The 20,436-nt window shown below is 69.1% G+C and carries 15 protein-coding genes and 2 pseudogenes; 5 read left to right on the top strand and 12 right to left on the bottom strand.

Annotated features, from left to right (window positions below):
• Position 1: 1 nt before the first annotated feature.
• Both ABTZ17_RS22150 and ABTZ17_RS22145 read left to right on the top strand, forming a co-directional pair.
• A complete protein-coding gene (locus ABTZ17_RS22150) occupies positions 2-976 on the top strand; it encodes a Gfo/Idh/MocA family oxidoreductase (RefSeq protein ID WP_352197404.1) in 975 nt (324 codons plus the stop codon).
• Positions 973-2,001 carry an aldo/keto reductase gene (locus tag ABTZ17_RS22145; RefSeq protein WP_352197403.1) on the top strand — a complete coding sequence of 343 codons (1,029 nt, stop codon included), beginning with the start codon at positions 973-975 and terminating at the stop codon, positions 1,999-2,001. The genes ABTZ17_RS22150 and ABTZ17_RS22145 overlap by 4 nt, the downstream gene beginning before the upstream one ends.
• 84 nt (positions 2,002-2,085) lie before the next feature.
• On the opposite strand, the gene ABTZ17_RS22140 is transcribed toward ABTZ17_RS22145, so the two are convergent.
• From ABTZ17_RS22140 to ABTZ17_RS22110, 7 genes are all read right to left on the bottom strand, one after another.
• Positions 2,086-3,699, bottom strand: coding sequence for a sodium:solute symporter family transporter (locus ABTZ17_RS22140; protein ID WP_352197402.1), 1,614 nt, complete (start codon positions 3,697-3,699; stop codon positions 2,086-2,088).
• On the bottom strand, positions 3,696-4,058 hold the full coding sequence (locus tag ABTZ17_RS22135) for a hypothetical protein (RefSeq protein ID WP_352197401.1): 363 nt from the start codon (positions 4,056-4,058) through the stop codon (positions 3,696-3,698). Before ABTZ17_RS22135 ends, ABTZ17_RS22140 begins: the two co-directional genes overlap by 4 nt.
• Before the next feature lie 462 nt (positions 4,059-4,520).
• Positions 4,521-5,303 (bottom strand): ABC transporter ATP-binding protein, encoded by a 783-nt coding sequence (locus ABTZ17_RS22130; RefSeq protein WP_352197400.1) that lies wholly within the window; start codon positions 5,301-5,303, stop codon positions 4,521-4,523.
• 17 nt (positions 5,304-5,320) lie between these two features.
• Positions 5,321-6,985 (bottom strand): dipeptide/oligopeptide/nickel ABC transporter permease/ATP-binding protein, encoded by a 1,665-nt coding sequence (locus tag ABTZ17_RS22125; protein ID WP_352197399.1) that lies wholly within the window; start codon positions 6,983-6,985, stop codon positions 5,321-5,323.
• Positions 6,978-7,979, bottom strand: a complete 1,002-nt coding sequence (locus ABTZ17_RS22120) for an ABC transporter permease (RefSeq protein ID WP_352197398.1) — start codon at positions 7,977-7,979, stop codon at positions 6,978-6,980. Before ABTZ17_RS22120 ends, ABTZ17_RS22125 begins: the two co-directional genes overlap by 8 nt.
• A 63-nt stretch (positions 7,980-8,042) precedes the next feature.
• A complete protein-coding gene (locus tag ABTZ17_RS22115; RefSeq protein WP_352197397.1) occupies positions 8,043-9,578 on the bottom strand; it encodes an ABC transporter substrate-binding protein in 1,536 nt (511 codons plus the stop codon).
• Between the two features lie 20 nt (positions 9,579-9,598).
• Positions 9,599-10,972 carry an amidase gene (locus tag ABTZ17_RS22110; protein WP_352197396.1) on the bottom strand — a complete coding sequence of 458 codons (1,374 nt, stop codon included), beginning with the start codon at positions 10,970-10,972 and terminating at the stop codon, positions 9,599-9,601.
• Between the two features lie 147 nt (positions 10,973-11,119).
• Here ABTZ17_RS22110 and ABTZ17_RS22105 point away from each other — a divergent pair, with 147 nt between their 5' ends.
• Positions 11,120-11,761 carry a TetR/AcrR family transcriptional regulator gene (locus ABTZ17_RS22105; protein WP_352197395.1) on the top strand — a complete coding sequence of 214 codons (642 nt, stop codon included), beginning with the start codon at positions 11,120-11,122 and terminating at the stop codon, positions 11,759-11,761.
• A gap of 52 nt (positions 11,762-11,813) precedes the next feature.
• Here ABTZ17_RS22105 and ABTZ17_RS22100 read toward each other — a convergent pair whose 3' ends face one another.
• Positions 11,814-13,694 (bottom strand): NAD(P)-binding protein, encoded by a 1,881-nt coding sequence (locus ABTZ17_RS22100; protein ID WP_352197394.1) that lies wholly within the window; start codon positions 13,692-13,694, stop codon positions 11,814-11,816.
• A gap of 460 nt (positions 13,695-14,154) precedes the next feature.
• On the opposite strand from ABTZ17_RS22100, the gene ABTZ17_RS22095 reads away from it, so the two are divergent.
• Positions 14,155-14,835: a TetR/AcrR family transcriptional regulator C-terminal domain-containing protein gene (locus ABTZ17_RS22095; protein ID WP_352197393.1), complete on the top strand. Its 681-nt coding sequence runs from the start codon at positions 14,155-14,157 to the stop codon at positions 14,833-14,835.
• A gap of 520 nt (positions 14,836-15,355) precedes the next feature.
• Here the strand turns inward: ABTZ17_RS22095 and ABTZ17_RS22090 are convergent.
• The 3 genes and pseudogenes from ABTZ17_RS22090 to ABTZ17_RS22080 all read right to left on the bottom strand — a co-directional run bounded on the left by ABTZ17_RS22090 (position 15,356) and on the right by ABTZ17_RS22080 (position 18,189).
• Positions 15,356-16,053: pseudogene (locus ABTZ17_RS22090) on the bottom strand (response regulator).
• A gap of 5 nt (positions 16,054-16,058) precedes the next feature.
• Positions 16,059-17,285, bottom strand: coding sequence for a sensor histidine kinase (locus tag ABTZ17_RS22085; RefSeq protein ID WP_352197392.1), 1,227 nt, complete (start codon positions 17,283-17,285; stop codon positions 16,059-16,061).
• Positions 17,286-17,310: 25 nt separating this feature from the next.
• Positions 17,311-18,189: a CPBP family intramembrane glutamic endopeptidase gene (locus tag ABTZ17_RS22080; protein ID WP_352197391.1), complete on the bottom strand. Its 879-nt coding sequence runs from the start codon at positions 18,187-18,189 to the stop codon at positions 17,311-17,313.
• Between the two features lie 341 nt (positions 18,190-18,530).
• On the opposite strand from ABTZ17_RS22080, the gene ABTZ17_RS22075 reads away from it, so the two are divergent.
• The gene (locus tag ABTZ17_RS22075) at positions 18,531-19,643 is read left to right on the top strand and encodes a glycoside hydrolase family 19 protein (protein WP_352197390.1); all 1,113 of its coding nucleotides are present in this window, start codon (positions 18,531-18,533) and stop codon (positions 19,641-19,643) included.
• Between the two features lie 628 nt (positions 19,644-20,271).
• Here the strand turns inward: ABTZ17_RS22075 and ABTZ17_RS22070 are convergent.
• A pseudogene (locus tag ABTZ17_RS22070) lies at positions 20,272-20,436 on the bottom strand (DUF2267 domain-containing protein); the annotation flags it as partial.

The raw sequence follows: 20,436 nt of genomic DNA, 5'->3' as shown, positions 1-20,436 counted from the left end.
CATGACTGACGACCGAACCCTGCGGATCGCCCTGGCCGGCGGTGGCGCCTTCGGCGCCAAGCACGCGGCAGCGCTGCGGCGGATCGAGGGCGTCGAAGTGGCCGCCGTGGTGAGCGGCAGCCTCGACAGCGCACGGACGTTCGCGGCCGAGCAGGGCGTCGGCCGTGCCGTCGCCACCCTGGACGAGGTGCTCGCCATGGACGACATCGACGCCGTCGTCCTGGCCACCCCCACGCAGCTGCACGCCGGCCAGACGCTGGCCTGTCTCCGGGCGGGCAAGCACGTTCAGGTCGAGATCCCGCTGGCCGACTCCCGCGCCGATGCCGAGGCATGCCTGGCGGTGCAGCGGAGCTCCGGACTCGTCGCCATGGTCGGGCACACCCGCCGGTTCAACCCCAGCCACCAGTGGGTGCGGCGGCGGATCGAGGCCGGCGAGTTCCGCATCCAGCAGATGGACGTGCAGACGTACTTCTTCCGCCGGCAGAACCTCAACGCGCTCGGTCAGCCGCGTTCCTGGACCGATCACCTGCTGTGGCACCACGCCGCGCACACCGTCGACCTGTTCGCCCACCAGACCGGCTCGCCGATCGTTCAGGCCAACGCCGTCCAAGGCCCGATCCACCCGGATCTGGGTATTGCCATGGACATGTCCATCCAACTGCGGGCGGCCAACGGAGCCATCTGCACCCTGTCCCTGTCCTTCAACAACGACGGTCCCCTGGGCACGTTCTTCCGCTACATCGGCGACACCGGCACCTACCTCGCCCGGTACGACGACCTGTTCACCGGCAAGGATGAGCCGATCGACGTCACCGGGGTCGGCCTCTCCACGGACGGCATCGAGCTCCAGGACCGCGAGTTCGTCGCCGCGATCCGCGAGGGCCGCGAACCGAACTCCTCCGTCTCACAGGTGATCGAGTGCTATCGCACGCTGGCAGAGCTGGAGCAGCAGCTCGACGCCTCCTCCCGTCCGTGACCGGAACGAGGCCGACCGGCGCGGGAGCGTACCCGCGCCGGATCGGCCCCTTCGAGGTCCCCGCGATCGGCCTCGGCTGCATGAACCTCAGCCATGCCTACGGCGTCCCCCCGACGACCGCGGAAGCCGAGCGGCTGCTGCTGACCGCACTCGACGAGGGCGTCACCCACTTCGACACGGCCGCGCTGTACGGGTTCGGCGCGAACGAGGAACTGCTCGGCCGGGCCTTGGCGGGGCACCGGGACCGGATCGTGCTCGCCAGCAAGTGCGGCATGACGGGCGTCGACGGGCAACGGACGATCGACGGCCGACCCGAGACGATCCGACGCACCGCCGACGAGGCGTTGGCACGGCTGCGCACAGACGTGATCGACATCTACTACCTGCACCGGCTGGACCGCAAGGTTCCGGTGGAGGAGAGCATCGGTGCGATGGCGGAGCTCGTCACCGCCGGCAAGGTGCGCGCCCTCGGCCTGTCCGAGGTGTCCGCCACGACGCTGCGACGGGCCCACGCCGTCCACCCCATCGCCGCGTTGCAGAACGAGTACAGCCTCTGGACGCGCAATCCCGAAGAGGGCACGTTGGCGGCCACGCGTGAACTCGGCATCGCCTTGGTGGCGTTCAGTCCGTTGGCCCGAGGAGTTCTGACCGACGCGCCGCCGGACCCCGGGACTCTGCCGCAAGGCGACATCCGCCGGAGCATGCCCCGCTTCGACACGCGCCACTACCCGGCGAACCTGGCCCGCCGGGCCGAGCTCGCGCTCCTCGCCAAGTGGGCCGACGTCAGCCTGGCCCGACTGGCACTGGCGTGGGTCATGTCGCGGGGCCCGCACGTCGTGGCTCTTCCGGGTACGCGCTCGGTCGCCCACCTGCGGGAGAACCTGTCCGTTCTCGACCTCGACGTACCGGCCGAGGTACTGGCCGCGGCCGGCCGCATCCTCGACGCGGGGACCGTTCGCGGTCTCCGTTACAACGAGGCGACCCTCACCGAGATCGACACGGAACGGTGCGGTAGGGCGGGCTGACGGCGCGTGGCCGATCTTCGCCAGGGCGTCCGTACGTGGAGTGGGGCCGTCACCCTGTGGGTGGCGGCCCCACTCGTTCTGCTGTCAGGATCCGAAGACGTGGTGGCGGGACGGCGGAACGTCCGTCCCGTGACAGGAGACGGGCTCAGCAGGACCCGTGACGCCCCCCAGCCAGCCGAGGAGGAAGGAGAGCGGTACGGAGAACAGACCGGGTGTCATGAACGGGAACAGCACGAAATCCTGATCGGGGAAGAGTGAGAACGGACTGCCGGAGACGTTCGGCGACGTCAGCATCAGCACCGACGTGGCAAGGAGACCGCCGTAGACCGACCACAGGAGCCCTCGGCGGTTGAAACGGGCCCAGAAGAGGGAGAGCACCAACGCGGGAAAGATGGCGGAGGCCGCCACACTGACCACGAAGACCATGAGGAAGTCGACGAAGAATCTGTAGGTCACGGCGGACAGCGACAGGACCACCACACAGAGCAGGACGATGACCGTGCGGAGGCCCGGCGCCCTGCCCGCGCGGCCGGACGTGGAGGCGGAGTCGGCTCCGTCCTCGGCGACGGTGACGCCCGCGGCGAAGGTCACGCTCGTCACCGTCGTGAGCAGAGCCAGGAAGAACAGACACGCGACGGCGGTGATCAGTACGCCCCGAGCGGGCGATCCCTGGGGAAAGAGGCTGGAGGCCAGGAGGAAGGTCGCGGACTGACCGTTGGCATCGGCCGTGCCGACACCGTCTCCACCGACGACGGCGACGGCCGCGAATCCGGTCATGACCAGCAGCAACGTGAACGCTCCCAGAACGGCACCGGCGACGGCCACCGACCGTCGCGCCGCACGTCCCGAGCGCGAAGCGCCGACGCGGAGGATCAGCTGCGGCAGCACTGCGATTCCCGTGATCTCGACGAGGTGCATGGCGAGGCCGTCGAGGCGTGGGAACGGCCCGCTCTGCCAGGAACCGGGCGTGAAGTAGCCCTCCGGGTCGAGACTCTTGGCCGCGGCGGTCGAGAGGAGTTCCCCCGGGTCCCCACCGAACTCGCTCAGCGCGAGGACCACGAGCGCGGCGAGCGTGAGCAGCGCGACGAGCACTTTGACGACGTGGATCGTGCTGGAGCCACGGAGGTCGGCCACCACGGCGCAGCAGGCCACGAGAAGGCCCATCAGGACGGTGCAGGCCGCTTGGGCTTCGATGGTGGGCAGACCGATCAAATGGGACGCGGCGATGCCTGCGGCGCGTAGTTGGATGAGCAGGAGCGGGATGGTCACGGCGAGAGCCACCACGATCGCCGCGATACGCGGAGCTCGCCCCGGGACCCTCAGCGCGAAGACACCTCCCAGGGTGTAGCGACCGCTGTCCCGGATCCTTCTCGCCAGCAGGAACACGATGCCAAGGGCCAGCATGCCGTCGATGGCGAAGACGAACCCGTCGTATCCGAACAGCGCGATCGCTCCCGGCACGGCGAGGAGGGTGACCACCGACATGAGCTCACCGGCCAGGGCCACGCCGTTGAGGAGCGGGGAAAGGGAACGGTCCGCGAGGTAGAGCTTCTCGGAACCGTCGTCCTGCGCCGCGGAGAGGGTGAAGAGCCAGAGCAGGGAGATACCGACGAACACCAGGAAGACGATGATCACAGGTCCCCTGACGTCCGAGCCGATCGGAACGAGAGCGGACGATCCGGCGAGCTGTCGTGTCATCGATCCCACTGCCGACCTCCGTCGTCTCGGGCGTTGTCCGTGGCCCGCACGGCGGCGATGTCGGCGCCCGTCATCGCGTCGGTCGGATGGGCGAGGCGCCGGGCGCACCGCCACGCGGTGGTGGTGAAGAGGGTGATCTGCGCGAACCCCCAGAGGAGTCCGACTGTGAAGTCGCCGCCGACCGGTGTCCGGGCGATGCCGGGCAGGAGGGTCGATGCGACCAGGCCGAGGGCCAGGAGGACGATGTTGCCGAGGAGCAGCCGGCGTGCCGTCTCGTCGAGGTCGGCAAGAGACGGTCTCGGACCGCCGGCCGGGGCACCGGGCGGAATGCCGGTGGATCGGGGTTCTCTGTAGTGCATCAGATGCCTTCGCTGGTCGATGGTGGGGCCGTGGCCCTCGTCCGGGTGCCGGTCCGCGGCCCGTGGACGGCGTCGCTCCCGACACGCCGTCCCGCCGGTACCGAGAGGCGGAACGGCCATCGGCTCCCCACCGCGAGCCCGTGGGGAGCCGAAACGCGCCGTGCGCCGCGCCCGCGGTTGCGAGCCGCGTCGTGGGGAGGCCGCTCGGCCATGCCCCCTGGCGCCCCTCCGGACAGGCGGGGAGAGCCCTCGTGACCGGCGCGGACGGAGGGCGCGGCGAGAATGCGGGCCGGAACGAACGGACCGAGACTGGCAGCCCGCACGGCGGCCCGTCCCGCACCCTTCCGTCTGACGGAAGTTCGGGGGCGTCGAAGCCGTGAAGATGGCTTCCGTCCGGAGGCGCGGACCGGGTGCGGGATACCGCTCCCCGGTCGCGGGGCGACCCGGCGCGTCGGGATCGGATCAGTCCAGCGAGAAGCCGGGCGCACCGGGCGCCGAGGCGATCAGCGTGCGGGTGTAGTCGGATGCCGGCGCCTCGAAGACTTCGTGGGCGTCGCCGTACTCGACCACTTCGCCGTGCAGGAGGACGAGCAGGGAGTCGCTGATGCTTCTGACGACGGCCAGGTCGTGTGAGACGAAGACGAGCGTCAGCCCCATCGACCGTTTGAGGTCGGCCAGGAGGCTCAGCACCTCGGCCTGCGTGGACAGGTCGAGTGCCGAGGTGATCTCGTCCGCGATGATGAGCGAGGGTTCCACGGCCAGTGCCCTGGCGATGGCGATGCGTTGGCGCTGTCCGCCGGAGAACTGTCGGGGGTATCGGTCCAGGGCGGAACCGTCGATCCGGACGAGGCCCAGCAGCTCGACGATCCTCTGACGGTACGTCGGGACTCTCGGGTGGCGGGGGTCGAGGGCCTCGGCGATGGTCTCGCCGATCGTCCGCCGTGGGTCGAGTGAGGAATAGGGGTCCTGTGGGACGTACTGGATCTCCCGGCGCAGGCGGGCACGCTCCTTGCCCGTGGCCAGGAGGCAATCCCGCCCCCCGAACCGGACGCTGCCGCTCGAAGGCCGGTGGACACCGACGAGGGTCTTGGCCAACGTCGACTTGCCCGAACCGGACTCTCCCACCAGTCCAAGGGTCTCGCCGGCTCTCAGGGCGAGCCCGACGTCCTTGAGGATGCGCTTCCTGGGAGTGCCCAGGTGGACGTTGAGCCCGTCGATTTCGAGGAGGGGAGGGCGTGCGCGCATGGACGGAGTCTCGGTGTTCACGTCTCGGTCCCCTTCGGGTCGGATCGGACGAACGCCGGGGTCGCGTTCAAGAGTTGACGGGTGTACGGGTGGGATACGTCGCCGGCTGCGAGGTCGGCGGCCCGGAGTTCCTCGACCACTCTCCCGTCACGCATGACGAGGACCCGGTCGCACAGGGCGGTGACGACCGCGATGTCGTGTGAGATGAACAGCATCGCGGTGTGGTTCTCTCGATTGATGCGCTTGAACTGCCGGAGCACCTGAGCCTGGACCGTGACGTCGAGCGCCGTGGTCGGCTCGTCGGCGATGACGAGCTTCGGGTCACTGAGCATCGCGGTCGCGATGGTGGCCCGCTGCAACATCCCGCCGGACAGTTCGTGCGGGTACTGCCTCATGCGCCGGTCGGCGTCCCGTACCTGGACGTGCGCGAGGGCGGCGACCGTCGACCGCTCGGCCTCGCGCCGCTTCCTCCCGAGGTGCACGCGTACGGTCTCCGTCAGCTGGGGTCCCATGCGAAGAGCGGGGTTGAAGGTCGTGCCGGGGTCCTGGTAGACCAGCCCGATCTCGGTGGCCAGACGTCGCGCGGACGGCTCGCCGAGGAGGTCGAGGTCGTCCAGACGCAGCGTGGAAGCGTGGACGGACAGGTCCTCGGGGAGCAGGCGGGCGATGGCCATGGCCGTGGTCGACTTGCCCGAGCCCGACTCACCTACCAGTCCGAGCACTTCTCCGGGAGCGATGGCGAGCGAGACGGCGTCCACGAGGACCTTGCCCTCGGGGGTGGTGACGGTAAGGTCGGTGACCTCCATCAGCGCATCCGGATGAGCCGGGCCCTGTGCCGTGGTCCGGGAGGATCGGGGTCGCCGGCGGAGGACGGACGAAGGGTTCATACGTGCCCCGAGTCCGTCTCCGATGAGCATGGCGGTGATGCCCGCGTACACCAGCAGGATCGAGGGTGCGACGGCACCCCAGGGTTGGACATAGATCGTCGCGAGCGCCTCGTTGAGGACCCGTCCGTAGTCGAACTGGGGGCTCTGCACTCCGAGACCGAGGAACGAGAGGCTGGAGATCTCCAGTAGGGTCAGCGCGAAGCTGGAGGTCACGACCATCAGCAAAGCGCCGAGTATGTTCGGGAGGACGTGGCGCCGGAAGATGGCGGGCCGGCGGACGCCGAGGAGTCGTGCCGTGACCACGAAGTCCTTGCTGAGCACCGAAGCGCTCATGGTGCAGCTGAGCCTCGCGAAGCTCGGTATGCCTGCGAGTCCGATCGCCGTGACCGCGGACCAGGTTCCAGGACCGAGGATCGCGGCGATGACGAGCGCGAGGATGAAGGGGGGAAAGGCGACGAAGGCGTCGATGCAGCGGAGCACGGCCTCCTTCGGACGCGCGGGCAGCAAGACCGCCGCACCGCCGACGACCACTCCGCAGACCACCGAGAGAGCGGTCGCGGCGATCGCCATGATCAGTGTCAGCCGTGTGGCCACCAGTGCGCGCGCGAGGATGTCCCTGCCGAACTGATCGGTGCCGAACCAGTGCGCGGCAGTGGGCCCTTGACGGACCCGGTCGGTCAGTCCGGTCGCCGCGTCCGTGAGGAAGAAGGGGGCCACGATGGCGACGAGTACGAGGATCACCGCCATGGTGCTCCCCACCGCGAGCGCCACGGGACGACGTTCGGTGTCAGACATGGCTCTCTCCCAGCGTGCGCGGATCGAGGAGTCCGAGGACCGCGTCGATGAGCAGGTTGACGAGGATGGCCAACAGGCCCAGGACGAGGACGATCCCCTGGACCACCGGGTAGTCCTTGTAGATGATGGCTTGGACGATCTCCTGTCCGATGCCGGGATAGTTGAAGACGCTCTCGACCACGACCGCCGCGCCGATCATGCCCGAGATGATCAGTCCGCACAGGGTCAGCGTGCTGGTCAACAGGTTGGGCAGGGCGTGGACGGCGTAGAGCCTTGTGGCTCTCAGGCGCCGGCCGCGGGCGGTGCGCATGAAGTCCTGTGAGATCACGTTCTGGGTTTCCTGCCGGACGACCCGCGCGACGGCGAAGAGAGGACCGAGGGCGAGGGACAGTACAGGCAGGACCGCGCTGGAAGGGTGCATGGCGCCGCCCGGCGGCAGCAGGTCGAGCCAGATCGACATGACGACGATGAGCAGGGTGCCCGTGACGTAGCCAGGCACGGAGGCCATGAATCCCGCCACGGCACCGAAGCCGAGGGCGAGCCGAGGACGGCGGCCTCCACGGGTGAGGACGCCGATCACCACGCCCAGGGGCACACTGACGGCGAGTACGACGCCGATGGCGAGGGCCGTGAGAGTGAGGGTGTAGGGCAGCTTCGTGGTGATGGTCTCCGACACGGACGTTCCGTACCGGTAGGACACCCCGAGATCGAGGTGCAGCAGTCCTCCGACGTAGTCGCCGAGGCGGACCGGGAGCGGGTCGTCGAGTCCGAACCTGTCGCGCAGGGCCGCGACGGCTTCCGGGGTGGCACGGGTGCCCAGGACGGCTCGGGCAGGGTCGCCGGGGAGCAACGGGATGATCAGGAAGGTGACCAGGACAAGGAAGGCCGAGGCCAGGAGGAATCCGAGTCCGCGGCGGAGGGCGAACGCGCGCCGGGTGGTGATCGTGCGGCCGCGCGGGGTGGTGTCGATCGACACCGGGATCGTGGTGCTCACTGTGGGTCTCCGGGGACGTGCCGGGCCGGCCGGCGCGAAGGGCGGCCGGCCCGGGAGCAGGGGTCAGTCGACGATGCGGAAGATGTGGTCGTCCAGCGAGCCGCCGAGCATGTAGACCTTGAAGCCCTTGCGCTGTGCATAGATGTACTGCTCGGTGACGAGCGGAACGGCGTCCGCCCGCGCGATCAGCGCGTCGGTGGCCTTGTTGTAGAGGGTGCAGCGGGAGGTCTCGTCCGTGTCGGCGCGCGCCTTGTCGAAGGCGGCGGCCGTGACGGGGTTGTCCACGCCGCCGAGGTTGGGGCCGCCTTCGAGGGCGTCGGGTCCGAGGAAGAGCGGCAGGGTGTTGGCGAGCGAGCCGAGGAAGTTGAGGTCCGGGAAGATCGTCACGTCCCAGGTGTTCGGCTGGCCGAATGCCTTCGACACCCACGTCCCGATGTCGACGTTGTCCAGTTCGACCTCGGCTCCCGCCTTCCGGAGGACTTCCTGGAGGTAGACGTTGCCGGCGCCACCGGCACCGATGACCTGGGCGCCCAGGATCCTGATCTTCGCGCCGCGCAGCGCTCGGGCCGAGGCTCCTGGATCCCCTTCTATCAGCGCGTCGTTGGACTTCGGGACGCACGTGTTGCCGGGATTGGCGAGCGTCACGCCCAGCGCTCCCGTGCCGTCGAGTGCGGACTGGTTCAACGCCTTGCGATCGACTGCCTGGGCCACGGCGACGCGCTTGGCGCGATCGGCGAACGGGCTGCCCTCGCGTTCGTTGAACACGAGGAAGAAGGTGCCGAAGGGGTGGCTGGTCAGGGTGACGTCCGGCGAACCGTCGAAGCGGGTCCGGGAGTCCGGCATGATCCGGGCGAGGTCGAGGTCACCGGACATCATCATGTTGGCCGTGGCGGAGGGGTCCGGTGCCACCAGGTACTCGATGGTTTTCGGCGGGGCTCCGTCCACCTTGGACTTCCATTTCGGCCAGGCCGTGTAGTCGTCGCGAAGGGTGAAGACGTACCGCACGCCCTTCTCGAAACTCGTCAGGATGTAGGGGCCGGAAGCCGATCCCTCGACCGGGCCCCTGGCCAGAGCCTTGTCGGCCGCCAAGCCCTTGGGGCAGACGATGCCGGTGGCGGCAACGCTGAACGCCTGGGGAAGTTCGGCCCAGGGAGCGTCGGTCGTGACGACCACGGTCGACGGGCCCTCGGCGGTGGCGGTCGGCTTCGTTCCGCCGAAGAGGGAGGCGAGGGTGGACGCCTCGCCGTTCTCGACGAAGGAGTTGATGGAGTCCGCCACGATCCGGGGGGTGATGGGGGTACCGTCGGAACAGGTGGCGCCCTGTCCGAGGGTGAAGTCGACACGAGACGGAGACGCCTTCCAGGCGACGGCGAGGCCGGGCACGATGCCTCCCTCGTCCCGGCGGACGAGGGTGTCGTAACTCAGGCGGGCGAGTTGGAAGTCGGGCAGGGCGAGCGCCTTGCGCGGGTCCATCGTGTTCGGGGCGTCCATCGTCACGGTGGCGGTCGTCGCGGCGGTGCCCCCGGGGCTGCCGGTGGTACATGAGCTGAGCAGGGAGACCATGACCGCAGTGGCCAGGGCGGTGAGGGATCGTCTCATGAACGGGCCTTTCGTGGTGTTCAGAGGGAGGCGATGTCGACGCGGGGGAGGTGTCGTTCGACGGCGGCCCCCGCGGCAAGGACCTCGTTCTCGGCGAATCGACGGCCGACGATCTGGATGCCGTTGGGCAGAGCGAGGCCGGGCAGACTGAAGAGGTTGACCCAGGGGACGCAACGCATCCGGTCGAGCAGGGCGACGGACGCCTCGCGTCCGATGTGGTGGTCGAAGTCGAGGTGCGGGGCGGGCATGCCGGCCACAGGAGCGATGATGAGGGGGTGGTCCTCCATCGCGGCGAGCAGGGTTCCCTGGAGGAGCCGACGCTCCCGCCAGGCGCCGAGGTAGGCGCTCACGTCGGAGCCGACCTCGTACGCGCCGAACATCTCCTCGATGTGGACCCGCCCGCTGTCGATGACGTGGTCGCCGATGGTGGGCAGGTAGTCGCGGATGAGTTCGGTGCCGATGATCTGTGCCCACACGTCCGGTGCGCGGCGGAGGTCCGGTAGCACCCGTTCCTCGACCGTGTACCCCTCCGCGGTCAGGATCGTCGCCACTTCATCGAGGGAACGCTCGATCGCCGGGTCCAGTACGGCGCCCGTTTCGTGCCGGAGCACGGCGACGCGTCCCGACTCCGGGGCCGGTCGTCGGGCGACCGGCACACTGGCCGGGTCCCGCTGGTGGTGCCCCTTGATCACTTCGTAGGTGATCCGGATGTCCCCGACGCTCCTGGCCAAGGGTCCGATCTCGCACATGACCTCGTGGGAGATGCCGTCCGGGGAGACCTCGTTGGGGTTGTACTCGGCCACACGGCCCGCACCAGGCCGGAAGCCGTAGATCCCGCAGAAGGAGGCCGGGACCCGGATCGAGCCGCCGAGGTCGCCCCCGATGCCGACGGTCGCGAATCCGGCCGCCACGTTCGCCGCGTCGCCGCCGGACGAGCCCCCGGCCGTACGGGTGTGGTCGCGCGGGTTCACGGTCGTGCCGTACAGCCCACTGATGGTGTTCCACCGGATGCACAGGTCCGGAATCGCGGCATGTCCGAGGATCAGTGCGCCGGCTCGGCGGAGCCGTTGCACGGTCAGCTCGTCCCTGCCCTGGACGCTCTCCTTGTTGACGGGCAGGCCGTCGGTGCGTCGGAGCCCGGCAACCGAGTAGGAGTCCTTGACCGAGAAGGGCACGCCGTCCAGCGGGCCCGCGATCCTCCGTCCGTGGGCGGCGTCGGCCGCGGCGGCCTCGGAAAGGGCTTCTTCGGCCCTCAACTCGACGAAGCCGTTGATCACTCCGTTGTGGGCCTCGATGCGCTCCAGATGGCGTGAGACCACCTCGTGACGGGTGAGCTCGCCTGCGGCGATGGCGTCCTGGATCTCGGAGATGGTGGCGTTCTCTGCGGCCGGCACTCGTGCCTCTTCTCACTGATGGGTGCGGCCACGGCAGGGCCGCCAACTGGTTAACCAATGGCATTGGTTAACAAAAACAGATGGTATTGGTTAACGGTGGGCGGCACCAGATGCCTGCGCCCGCCGGTTTCTGGTTATGTTGTTCCGATGAGCAGCTCCCCCCCTCAGGGCCCCGTCCGGCGAGGCCGCCCGACGTCTCCCCTCCTGAACGAGAACGCGATCATCGAGACCGCCTGGCGACTTGTCCGGGAGGGACAGCCGTTCAGCGTCGGCCGGATCGCCCGCGAGCTGGACGTCCATGTGTCGTCGCTGTACAACCACGTCGGTTCGCGTGAGGAGTTGGTCAACCATCTCCGGGACCGCATCGTCGCCGCCTATCCCACCCACGGGCTGGACCGCATGGGCTGGCAGGACGCGATCCGAGCCGTCGCCGCGACCCATCACAAGGTGTTCACGGACCACCCGGGGCTCATCCAGTTGCTGGCACAGGTGCCCATCGACTCGGAGCGGGTTCTGGCGACCTACACCCAGCTGGCACACAAGCTGATGACCAGCGACTTCTCCCCCACCCGCGCGTCACAGGTCATCGACCTGGTGGACGCGCTGACGCTGGGTTCGGCCCTCACCCGATCAGGGGCCCGGCAGTCCTGGCCCGAGGATCTTCCCGGAGGGGCCGAACTGACGGCGGAGAGCACGCGGTGGGAATCGGAGTCGGCGCGCGTCGACGCCTCTTTCACGGCGTCCGTCGAGACACTGATCCGGGGCCTGGAGCGTGAGCTCTCGACGTGACGGGTCCGCCCCGCCTGGTCCGCCCCGACGCGGGACGGACCAGGCGCGAGCGTCACCCGTCGAGGTGCCTCACGGCGCGGTAGGCGGACTCGATGGCACCGTCGACGAATCCGTGGTTGGCCTGGTCGGTCGTGGCCACCGTGATCCGGCCGACCGGTGTTCCGATGACGTCGGCGGGCGTCGGACCCTCCGGCCAGAAGGCCGAGTCGAACGGAAGGCCGTAGTAGCGGGCGTACCCGTGGGCCCAGCGGTTGACAGTGATCGCGCCGATGTTCGCCGCCGGGTCGAAGCCGTGGGGGCCGAGCACCCGCGCCAGAAGGTCCCGGATGCTGCGCTCGAGGTCCTCGAACGGGGTGCGTGCGAGCTTGCCCCGCCCGGCCTTGGCACCGGCTTGCGGTGAGAGGCCCGGCTCGGTGAGCCCCGCGGCGAAGTGCACCAGCACCGGATCGTCCGCGGTACGGGCGAACCGGTAATCGCCCATGCTGACGGGGAAGTCCAACGAGGCGTCGGCCCAGTAGCCGTCGGGGAAGGATATGGAGCTCGCCCCGAGGCGCTGCCACGCCCGCCAGTCCGTGAGCGCCACGTTCGCGTAGATCAGCGGGTACTTGACCGCCTCGTGTCCCGCGGCCTTCTGCGCTTCGCTCATCTCGGGCACGATGTGCGGGATCATCGAGTTCCAGCATGCGAGCACGGTGTTGCTCGTGCGCACCTGCTTCAGCCGGCCACCGACGACGTAAAGGACCTTGTCCTGAGTCGCACGGACCACGGTCGACTTCAAGCGGATTCGCGTGCTGCAGCCCGCCCTGTCGAGCTGGGAGTAGTCGCAACGCGCGGTGATCAGGTCCTCCATCGTCCGCCCGGGCAGTGCCGCCGGGACGAGCCTGCGCACCAGGGACCGCGCGACGGACGCGTTCCCGTCGGGGAAGTGAAAGATGTACGGCTCGTGCGCGTACCAGAACCGCTGCCCGGTCTTGGCCAGCCCCCACCAGGGCCCGTTGGAGTAGTCGAGCCCCAGTTCACGCGTGCCGGCGTAGCCGCTCGCCGCCGCGTCCAGCGCCGGGAACTGGTCGGCGTTCACTCCGGTGGCCGCGATCCCGGACCGCAGCATGTACCGGTAGGCTCCGCCGGTGAGCCCCACGACCTGACTCAGGAACGAGCCGTAGGAGAGCTTGCGCAGCCGGTCCAGCTTCTGTTCCGGCGTGAGACCCGCCAGGTAGTCGATGGGGCGCTCGTGCAGGTTGATCAACTGGTTCTTGGACCCGGTGTCCAGGGGAGCGCCCGCCATGATCTCGGTCATGGTGCGCCCGAGGGTCACGTGATCGCTCCCCCACTTCTCCCCGGCGAAGAACGTGGCACGACCACCGGCTCCGTTGCGCTCGTAGAAGTCCCGGTCGAAGTAGTCGTAGAACTTCCGCACGTCGATCCCGACGTCGGTCAGCAGGGTCGCGGCCTCCGCGGGGTAGGTGGCCGGCGAGTCGATCGACTGCGACCCCCCGTACCCGATGAGGGTCCTGTTGCCGACCTTGAACTCGTTCCGTTTCGCGTGCCCGCCGAAGTCGTCGTGCGGGTCCAGTACGAGGACCTTGGCCCTCGGATTCACGTCGCGCAGGTAGAAGTGGGCGGCCGAGAGACCGCTGATCCCCGCGCCCACGACCACCAGGTCATAGACCTCGCCGGTGTCGAGCGGCGTACCCGCCTGCTCCCAGAAGGTACCGTCCCGCAGCGCGTGCGCGATCTCGAAGGAACCCGCGTGACTGCCGCGCATCCCGGTGAGGGCCGGAGGGTACGTCGTCGCGCCCGTCGGTGTGGCCGCCCGAGCGGACCCCGTGCCCAGGAGGCCGTCGGCGGCGACCGCGCCTGCCGCCAGGGCCATTCCGTCAAGGAAGTCACGTCGCGTGATGCGGCGTCCCATTCCCAGTGCGTCGTCGTTCATGCTGTCTCCTCGGCTGATGGGCGCGCGTGCGGATGAGGGCATCCCACGCCCCACCGGCATGCGGTCGGGGGACGCGGGCGTCGGTGGCAAGAGGGCGGAGCGGTTGTCCCTGGCCCCGGGCCCGGCGGGTCCGTTGCGGCGTGACCGCTGCCGGGAGCGCACGGGCCAGACGGGATGGAGGCATGGAGTCGGATTCCGATCGCCCAAAAACTACACCCTGAAGTTTTGGAGCACGGTAGCGCCGGAGCCGCCGTACAGGTAGGGGTTGCGTCGATGTTTTCCGAGTCCTCTGACGCGGGGAAGCCGTCGGTCCGTCGCGACCCGTACGTCCGCAATGGACCTGCGTGCAATCGGAGCGGACGCCCCGGACACCGCGCAGGAGCACCCCTGTAGCGCTCCGCCCGCGGCCCCGGTGGTCCCCGCCCGGCATCCGACCAGACGTCAGTAGGGTGGGATCCCTATGGAATCCACTCCCCGGCGAGCCGGCCGCCCTCGGCAGGCGTTGCTCAGCACCCAGGTGATCCACCGGACGGCACTGGACCTCATCGATCGTGAGGGGCCCGACGCATTCAGCCTGGTCAGACTGGCCAGGGAAATGGGCGTGCGGATGCCGTCGCTGTACAACCATGTCAACAGCCGGGAGGAGGTGGTGCAGGGCGTACGCGAGCTGATCGCCGCAGAGGTCGACGCATCCTCCATGGGGCGACTCCCCTGGGACCTCGCCCTGGAGGCGTGGGCGCGCTCCTACCGGCAGGCGTTCGCCCGTCACCCCAACACCGTGAAGCTCCTCGCGGTGACACCGGTGAGCAGCCTCGTGGTGCTGGACGAGTACGAGACGATCGTGACGGCCTTGGAGGCCTCGGGGTGGCCCACCGGTCAGGCCCTCGGGGTCCTGACCGCACTGGAGTCCTTCATCCTCGGGTCTGTCCTGGACCTGAGCGCTCCGGAGAAGATGATCGACCTACCGGACGGAAGCCCCTCCCACCCTCGGCTGTCGGCCGCACTCGAGGAATCTCCACGAGAAGGCCGGGCGAACCTGGCCTTCGACATCGGCCTGCGCGCCTTGATCGGGGGGTTGCGGCTGGAACTCGCTGAAGCCGGGGCGGCCCCCGTCGCTTCTCCCCCGCAGCCCGCCCGCTGACTTGCGGACGCGCGGGCGGATGATGAAGACGGCCGCGCGAGCGCGCGAAGAAGCCGAAGGCGCGAACGCAGGACACGATCACGACGGAGGGCGGTGGGATCGGCCGCCGTCGTCGAGGGCCGCCCTGGCTAGCGGCGAGAGGTCGGCTCAACGTTCCGACGTGCCTTGGGCCGTACAGGCGCTCGCCTCCCTGCCGTGGCGGGTGAGAAGACGAGCGAACTGCAAAACGATCCCGTTCCCATGCGCGGTGACCTCCTCGAAGGCGCGACACTGCCGGCCGAAAGGCGCTGCCGCGGCTGGTCGGCCAGGCGACATCCAGGACCCCGGAAGAGCGGCACCCGACACCGCCGGTGCTCAGGCATCGCAGGCGGGGCGGCGGAGCGCGGCAACCCTGCCGCACGGCTGCCCACTGGCGGCCGGGAGCAGGCAGCGGCACCAGCACGCCCCGCTGCGCAGACATCGACTGTGCAGGATTACAGGAGGTCGACACCCATGAGCATCCGATCGGCCGATCGGATGCTCATGACATGTCTGATGTCAGTCCTGTGCGGTGGGCGAGGACAACGGCCTGGACGCGGTCGCGTAGACCGAGTTTGGCGAGAATGCGGGATACGTAGGTTTTCACTGTTTCAGGTGCTATGTACATTTTAGTGGCTATTTCCGTGTTGGAGAGGCCCTCGGCAACGTACTGGAGCACTTCCAGTTCGCGAGGGGTCAATGCGCGGATGACATCGTTTCTACCGGACCGGGCGTTGTCGGCGGGGCGTAGGTGTCCGGCGAAGTGGCCGATGAGGTGACGGGTGACTGCGGGTGCGAGGAGGGCGTCGCCGCGGGCGACCGTGCGGATGGCGTTGACCAGTTCTGTCGGGGGGCGTCTTTGAGGAGGAAGCCGCTGGCCCCGGCGCGCAGGGCGTCGTAGACGTAGGCGTCGACGTTGAAGGTGGTGACGACCAGGACCTTCGGTGGATCGGTGTCCTTGATGTCGGGGCCGGCGAGTCGGCGGGTGGCTTGGATGCCGTCCGAGAGGGGCATGCGGATGTCCATCACGACCACGTCGGGGGCGAGCAGGCGTGAGGCCGCAACCGCCTCGTGTCCGTTCGCGGCTTCGCCGACGACTTCCATGTCGGGTTGTGCGGAGAAGATCGTGGAGTAGCCCGTGCGGACGAGAGCCTGGTCGTCGCAGACCAGGACGCGGATGGGGTCCGGTTCGGAGCTCATGGGGTTCACACCTGTCCGGTCTGGAAGGGGATGGTGGCCCGGACCTCGAACCCGCCTTCCGGCCGGGGGCCGGCCCCGAAGTGACCGTCGAGCATGATCACGCGTGCGTGCAGTCCGCCCAGGCCCCGTCCGCCGCCTCCGGGCCGCGGCTGGTCAGGGGCTGGTGCTTCAGGTGGGCCGTCGGTTGTCACACTGATCTCGATGTGCCCTTCGGTGTAGCGCAACTGGACGTGCGTCTGGTGCCCGGCCGCGTACTTGACGGCGTTGGTGAGCGCTTCCTGCACCACGCGGTACGCGGCGAGTTCGACCTCCGCGCTCTGCGGTGGGCGCTCGCCCCGCTCGGTGAACGTGATCGGCTGGCCGGATCTGCGGGTCTGGTCGACGAGGTCGCCCATCTGTCCCAGGGTCGGGGATCGATCGTGTTCGGTCGTCTGCTGTGCGCGGGCGGACTCTCCGGTCGCTTCCAGGACGCCGAGGAGGTGGCGCAGGTCGGTGAGGGCTCGGCGGCCGGTGTCGCTGACGGACGTGAGCGACTCGCCGGCGCGTTCGGGGGCGGAGGTAAGGAGGAACTGTGCGGCGTCGGCCTGGATCACCATGGCTGTGACGTGGTGGGTGACCACGTCGTGGAGTTCGCGGGCGATCCGTGCTCTCTCGGTGGCCGTGGCCACCTCGGCGACCAGTCGTCGTCGGTCCGCTTCTTGTATCCGGTGCTTGCGCACGGTCCTCCCCACGAGCCAGAACGCGGCCAGGAACAGATAGAAGGCGAGATAGTCCATGAGTCTCTGTGGCGAGCCGAGGCGGTGCAGGGTGAGGGCGAGCACCGCGTATCCGGCGCTCAAGACCACTACGACATCGCGTCGGTGGCGCGGCTCGTGGGCGCCTGCGGAGTACAGCGCCAGGTACAGGCCCAGGCTCGCGAAAGTGGTGGGCAAGCCCGCCGCCTGGTGCGCGGCGAAGGCGATGGCGACGACCGCAAGCGTCCCCGCGGGTCGCCGCCGCCGGGCGGCCGTGGGTAGAGTCTGGGCGAGGACCAGGACCAGGGCCGGGGCGTTCTGCGGCCGCTGTGGCAGATCCCCGATCTGTCCACCGACGTGGGCAAGGTTGGGTACGAAGGCCAGACCGGTGAGTGTCAGGGCGAGGACGGCGTCCTGGACGACGGACTTTTGTTGCCGCCACCAGTGGTAGGGCGCCCGCAGTGATTGCAGTCCGGCCGATGCGCGAGCGGTCGCCACTTGGTCTCCTGGGGTTCGGCCGCTCTCAGCAGGCGGCACGGGTGCGGGTTTTGATCCCGCCGCTGGTTCGGGCCCGGCGCAGCATCCAGGCGGCGATGGCCGCTCCGAGCAGGACGGGCAGGATCGATGCCTCCAGTCCGAAGCCACCGCCGGTCAGGAAGGCGGGGCCGTGGGCATCCAGGGTGAACCAGCCTTCCGGGGTGTGTCCGGAGACCGGTATGCCGAGCAGCTGTTCGGCTGCGTTCCAGGTGAAGTGCAGCCCGGCGACGAACCAGATGCTACGCCGCCAGAGGAACGCGGCTCCCAACAGCACCCCTGCTTCCACGGCTATCGCGAGCGCGCTCCACAACGTGGCTTCCTCGGCGCCGAGGTGGGCGACGCCGAAGAAGAGAGAGGTGATGACGACGGCGGCCCCGCTGCCCCACATCTCCTCGAAGGCTCGGAGGGCGAGACCGCGGAACAGCAGTTCCTCGGTGACCGCGCCGCCGATCTGCACCACGACGGTCGTCCACAGCACCGGCAGGAACCCATGGCCCGCCCGGGAGAACGAATAGCCCCCGAAGAGGGTCAGGATGAGCACCGGTACGAGGATGAAGCCCAGGCCGATCCCCCCACCGAGCGCAGCCTCCCGGACGGCACCGCGCCGTGCGATCTCCGGAACGGGACGCCCGGCGACCCGGTGCGTCACCCACCAGTACACGGCGACCGCCACGGCGGCGCCCAGCACCGGGATCGGACCCGGGCCGGTGGCGGTCAGACCCGAGACCAGGCCGATGCCGACCAGGCCGATCACCAACCGGCCCAGCGGCGAACTCGTGAACCGGGCCCAACACCGGCTGCGTCGGTCCGCGCCGGGACCGGTGTCGGATCCGATGTCGGGCTGAGTCTTGGACGTGGCGTCCATGCTGGTCTCCTGTCGCGGTGGCACCGTGTGGCGATCCGAGAAACACGGTAGGAATCCACACAGCTGCGGGGATCACCCGCGCAGGGACAGCGCCTGTCACTCTCGCGGGGGATGCGCAGACCGGCGACCAGGAGTTCGCGTGCGCGGTGAGGCGCTCCACGCGTACCCAGAAGTGATGACGGTTGGAAGGGCGGGGGAACATGTCTGCGCTGGCGCATCCCCCTTGCGAGCTACAGGGGTTGTTCACTCACGGGGGATCCTCAATGGTCCAGACCAACTTCTAGCTTGGGTGGGACGTCCCCGCCATAGCGGCGAGGCCCCTGTCCTCCGAGGAGTGGTACGTGTCCAAACAAAGGCTCATCGCCATGTCGGCTGCCGCGGTCACCGTCGCGGGTCTCGGCGCCCTCACCCCGTTCGACTCCCGGGCCTACGCGGCGGAGTGCGCCGCCCCCTACTCCGCCTCCACCGTCTACACCGGCGGCATGTCCGCCTCCTCGAACGGCCGCAACTGGCAGGCCAAGTGGTGGACTCAGGGCGAGGCGCCCTCCGCCGGCGGCTCGGGGGTCTGGGCCGACCAGGGCACCTGTGGGGGCGGGGGCGGCACCACGCCGAGTCCGACCCCGACCACCCCCACGACCTGCAGCCACCCGACGTGGGCCGCCGGAACCCAGTACGCCACCGGATCGGTCGTCAAGTACAGCCCGAACGGGCGGTACTACATCGCCACCCACGACAACCCGGGCTACGACCCGACCATATCCACCTGGTTCTGGAGCCCCTACACCTGCGCAGGTGAGCCCACTCCCACGCCGAGCCCGACGAACCCGAACCCGGGCGGCTTCGTGGTCTCCGAGGCCCAGTTCAATCAGATGTTTCCGAGCCGAAACTCCTTCTACACCTACGCTGGGCTGGTCAACGCACTGTCGTCCTACCCGGGCTTCGCGAACACCGGCTCGGACACGGTGAAGAGGCAGGAGGCCGCCGCGTTCCTGGCCAACGTCAACCACGAGACCGGCGGACTCGTCCACGTGGTGGAACAGAACACCGCGAACTACCCGCACTACTGCGACACGACCCAGCCGTACGGCTGCCCGGCGGGCCAGGCCGCGTACTACGGCCGCGGGCCCATCCAGCTGAGCTGGAACTTCAACTACAAGGCCGCCGGCGACGCGCTCGGGATCAATCTCCTGAACAGCCCGAACCTCGTGCAGACCGACGCGGCGGTCGCCTGGAAGACCGGCCTGTGGTACTGGAACACCCAGAACGGACCGGGCACCATGACCGCCCACAACGCCATGGTCAACGGGGCCGGTTTCGGCGAGACCATACGCAGCATCAACGGCTCCATAGAATGCAACGGCGGCAATCCGGCACAGGTCCAGAGTCGGATCAACGCCTACCAGAGCTTCGCCGCCATCCTCGGCGTCACCCCGGGCAACAACCTCTCCTGCTGACGCCCACGCCCCGAGGCGCACCCTTCTGTACCCCCGTCCACGGGCGGGGAGGGTGTGCCGTCCGGGGCGCCGGATCCGCCGGGTCCGTTCCGTGGTCGGGGGTGACGGGAGGCGAAGTCAACCCGGGAGGAGACGGTGGCGAGGAGGCAGGAGCCTCGCGCGAACCGCCACCTCAGGGTGGCCGTCGCGCCCAGCTCCACGCCGGCCTGCGTCGCCCCAGCGGGTCAGTGCGGCGCAGGAGTAGTTCCCGATGTCAGCACAAGGGCTCCCACGTCGGCGGGGTCTCCCACGGCTCGCTCTCCGACTCGCCTGCGGGATTCACCGATCCCTGCCTCCCGTGCGTGAAGGCGGGAGAGGCCCTCGTCGCCTCTGCCGGAACAGCGCCCCAACCCTGGTCGTCCCCTGTCGTATCGACCACGAACAGGACACGTTCGTACTCGACCATGCACATCCCCCCACACCGCTACCGCACACCCATCTGTCACTTTAGGCAAGCAAGTGATCACTGGTGAAGAGAGGTCTCGCCTGGTGGGAACCGCATCCCCCGAAGCGCTCGGGGGTGACCCCGCATAGTGGCGGCGCGGTTCCCACCGGGACCTGTGTCGGGACGGGGTGAGGTGCCTGTCGCTCAGGCGGCGGCGTGTTGGGGGCGGCGGGGTTCGGCGCGGCCGAAGAGGAGGGCGTAGCCGTCGGGGAGGCGGTGGAGGATGCGGTCGAGGAGTTCGGGTCCGGTGAGGCGGGCGACGATGTTGAGGACGGCGCCGGTGTCCCAGCGGGCGACGGCCGGGGTGGT

The organism is Streptomyces sp. NPDC097619, assembly GCF_040302735.1.
Lineage (GTDB): Bacteria > Actinomycetota > Actinomycetes > Streptomycetales > Streptomycetaceae > Streptomyces.
Note: the sequence above shows the minus strand (reverse complement) of the source record. Positions and strands in the feature narration are given on the sequence as shown.

Excerpts from the sequence above, each read along its gene's own strand:
- ABTZ17_RS22150 (WP_352197404.1), top strand. The coding sequence starts at position 2 with ATGACTGACGACCGAACCCTGCGGATCGCCCTGGCCGGCGGTGGCGCC.
- ABTZ17_RS22140 (WP_352197402.1), bottom strand. The coding sequence starts at position 3,699 with ATGACACGACAGCTCGCCGGATCGTCCGCTCTCGTTCCGATCGGCTCG.
- ABTZ17_RS22135 (WP_352197401.1), bottom strand. The coding sequence starts at position 4,058 with ATGCACTACAGAGAACCCCGATCCACCGGCATTCCGCCCGGTGCCCCG.
- ABTZ17_RS22130 (WP_352197400.1), bottom strand. The coding sequence starts at position 5,303 with ATGCGCGCACGCCCTCCCCTCCTCGAAATCGACGGGCTCAACGTCCAC.
- ABTZ17_RS22125 (WP_352197399.1), bottom strand. The coding sequence starts at position 6,985 with ATGTCTGACACCGAACGTCGTCCCGTGGCGCTCGCGGTGGGGAGCACC.
- ABTZ17_RS22115 (WP_352197397.1), bottom strand. The coding sequence starts at position 9,578 with ATGAGACGATCCCTCACCGCCCTGGCCACTGCGGTCATGGTCTCCCTG.
- ABTZ17_RS22105 (WP_352197395.1), top strand. The coding sequence starts at position 11,120 with ATGAGCAGCTCCCCCCCTCAGGGCCCCGTCCGGCGAGGCCGCCCGACG.
- ABTZ17_RS22100 (WP_352197394.1), bottom strand. The coding sequence starts at position 13,694 with ATGAACGACGACGCACTGGGAATGGGACGCCGCATCACGCGACGTGAC.
- ABTZ17_RS22095 (WP_352197393.1), top strand. The coding sequence starts at position 14,155 with ATGGAATCCACTCCCCGGCGAGCCGGCCGCCCTCGGCAGGCGTTGCTC.
- ABTZ17_RS22080 (WP_352197391.1), bottom strand. The coding sequence starts at position 18,189 with ATGGACGCCACGTCCAAGACTCAGCCCGACATCGGATCCGACACCGGT.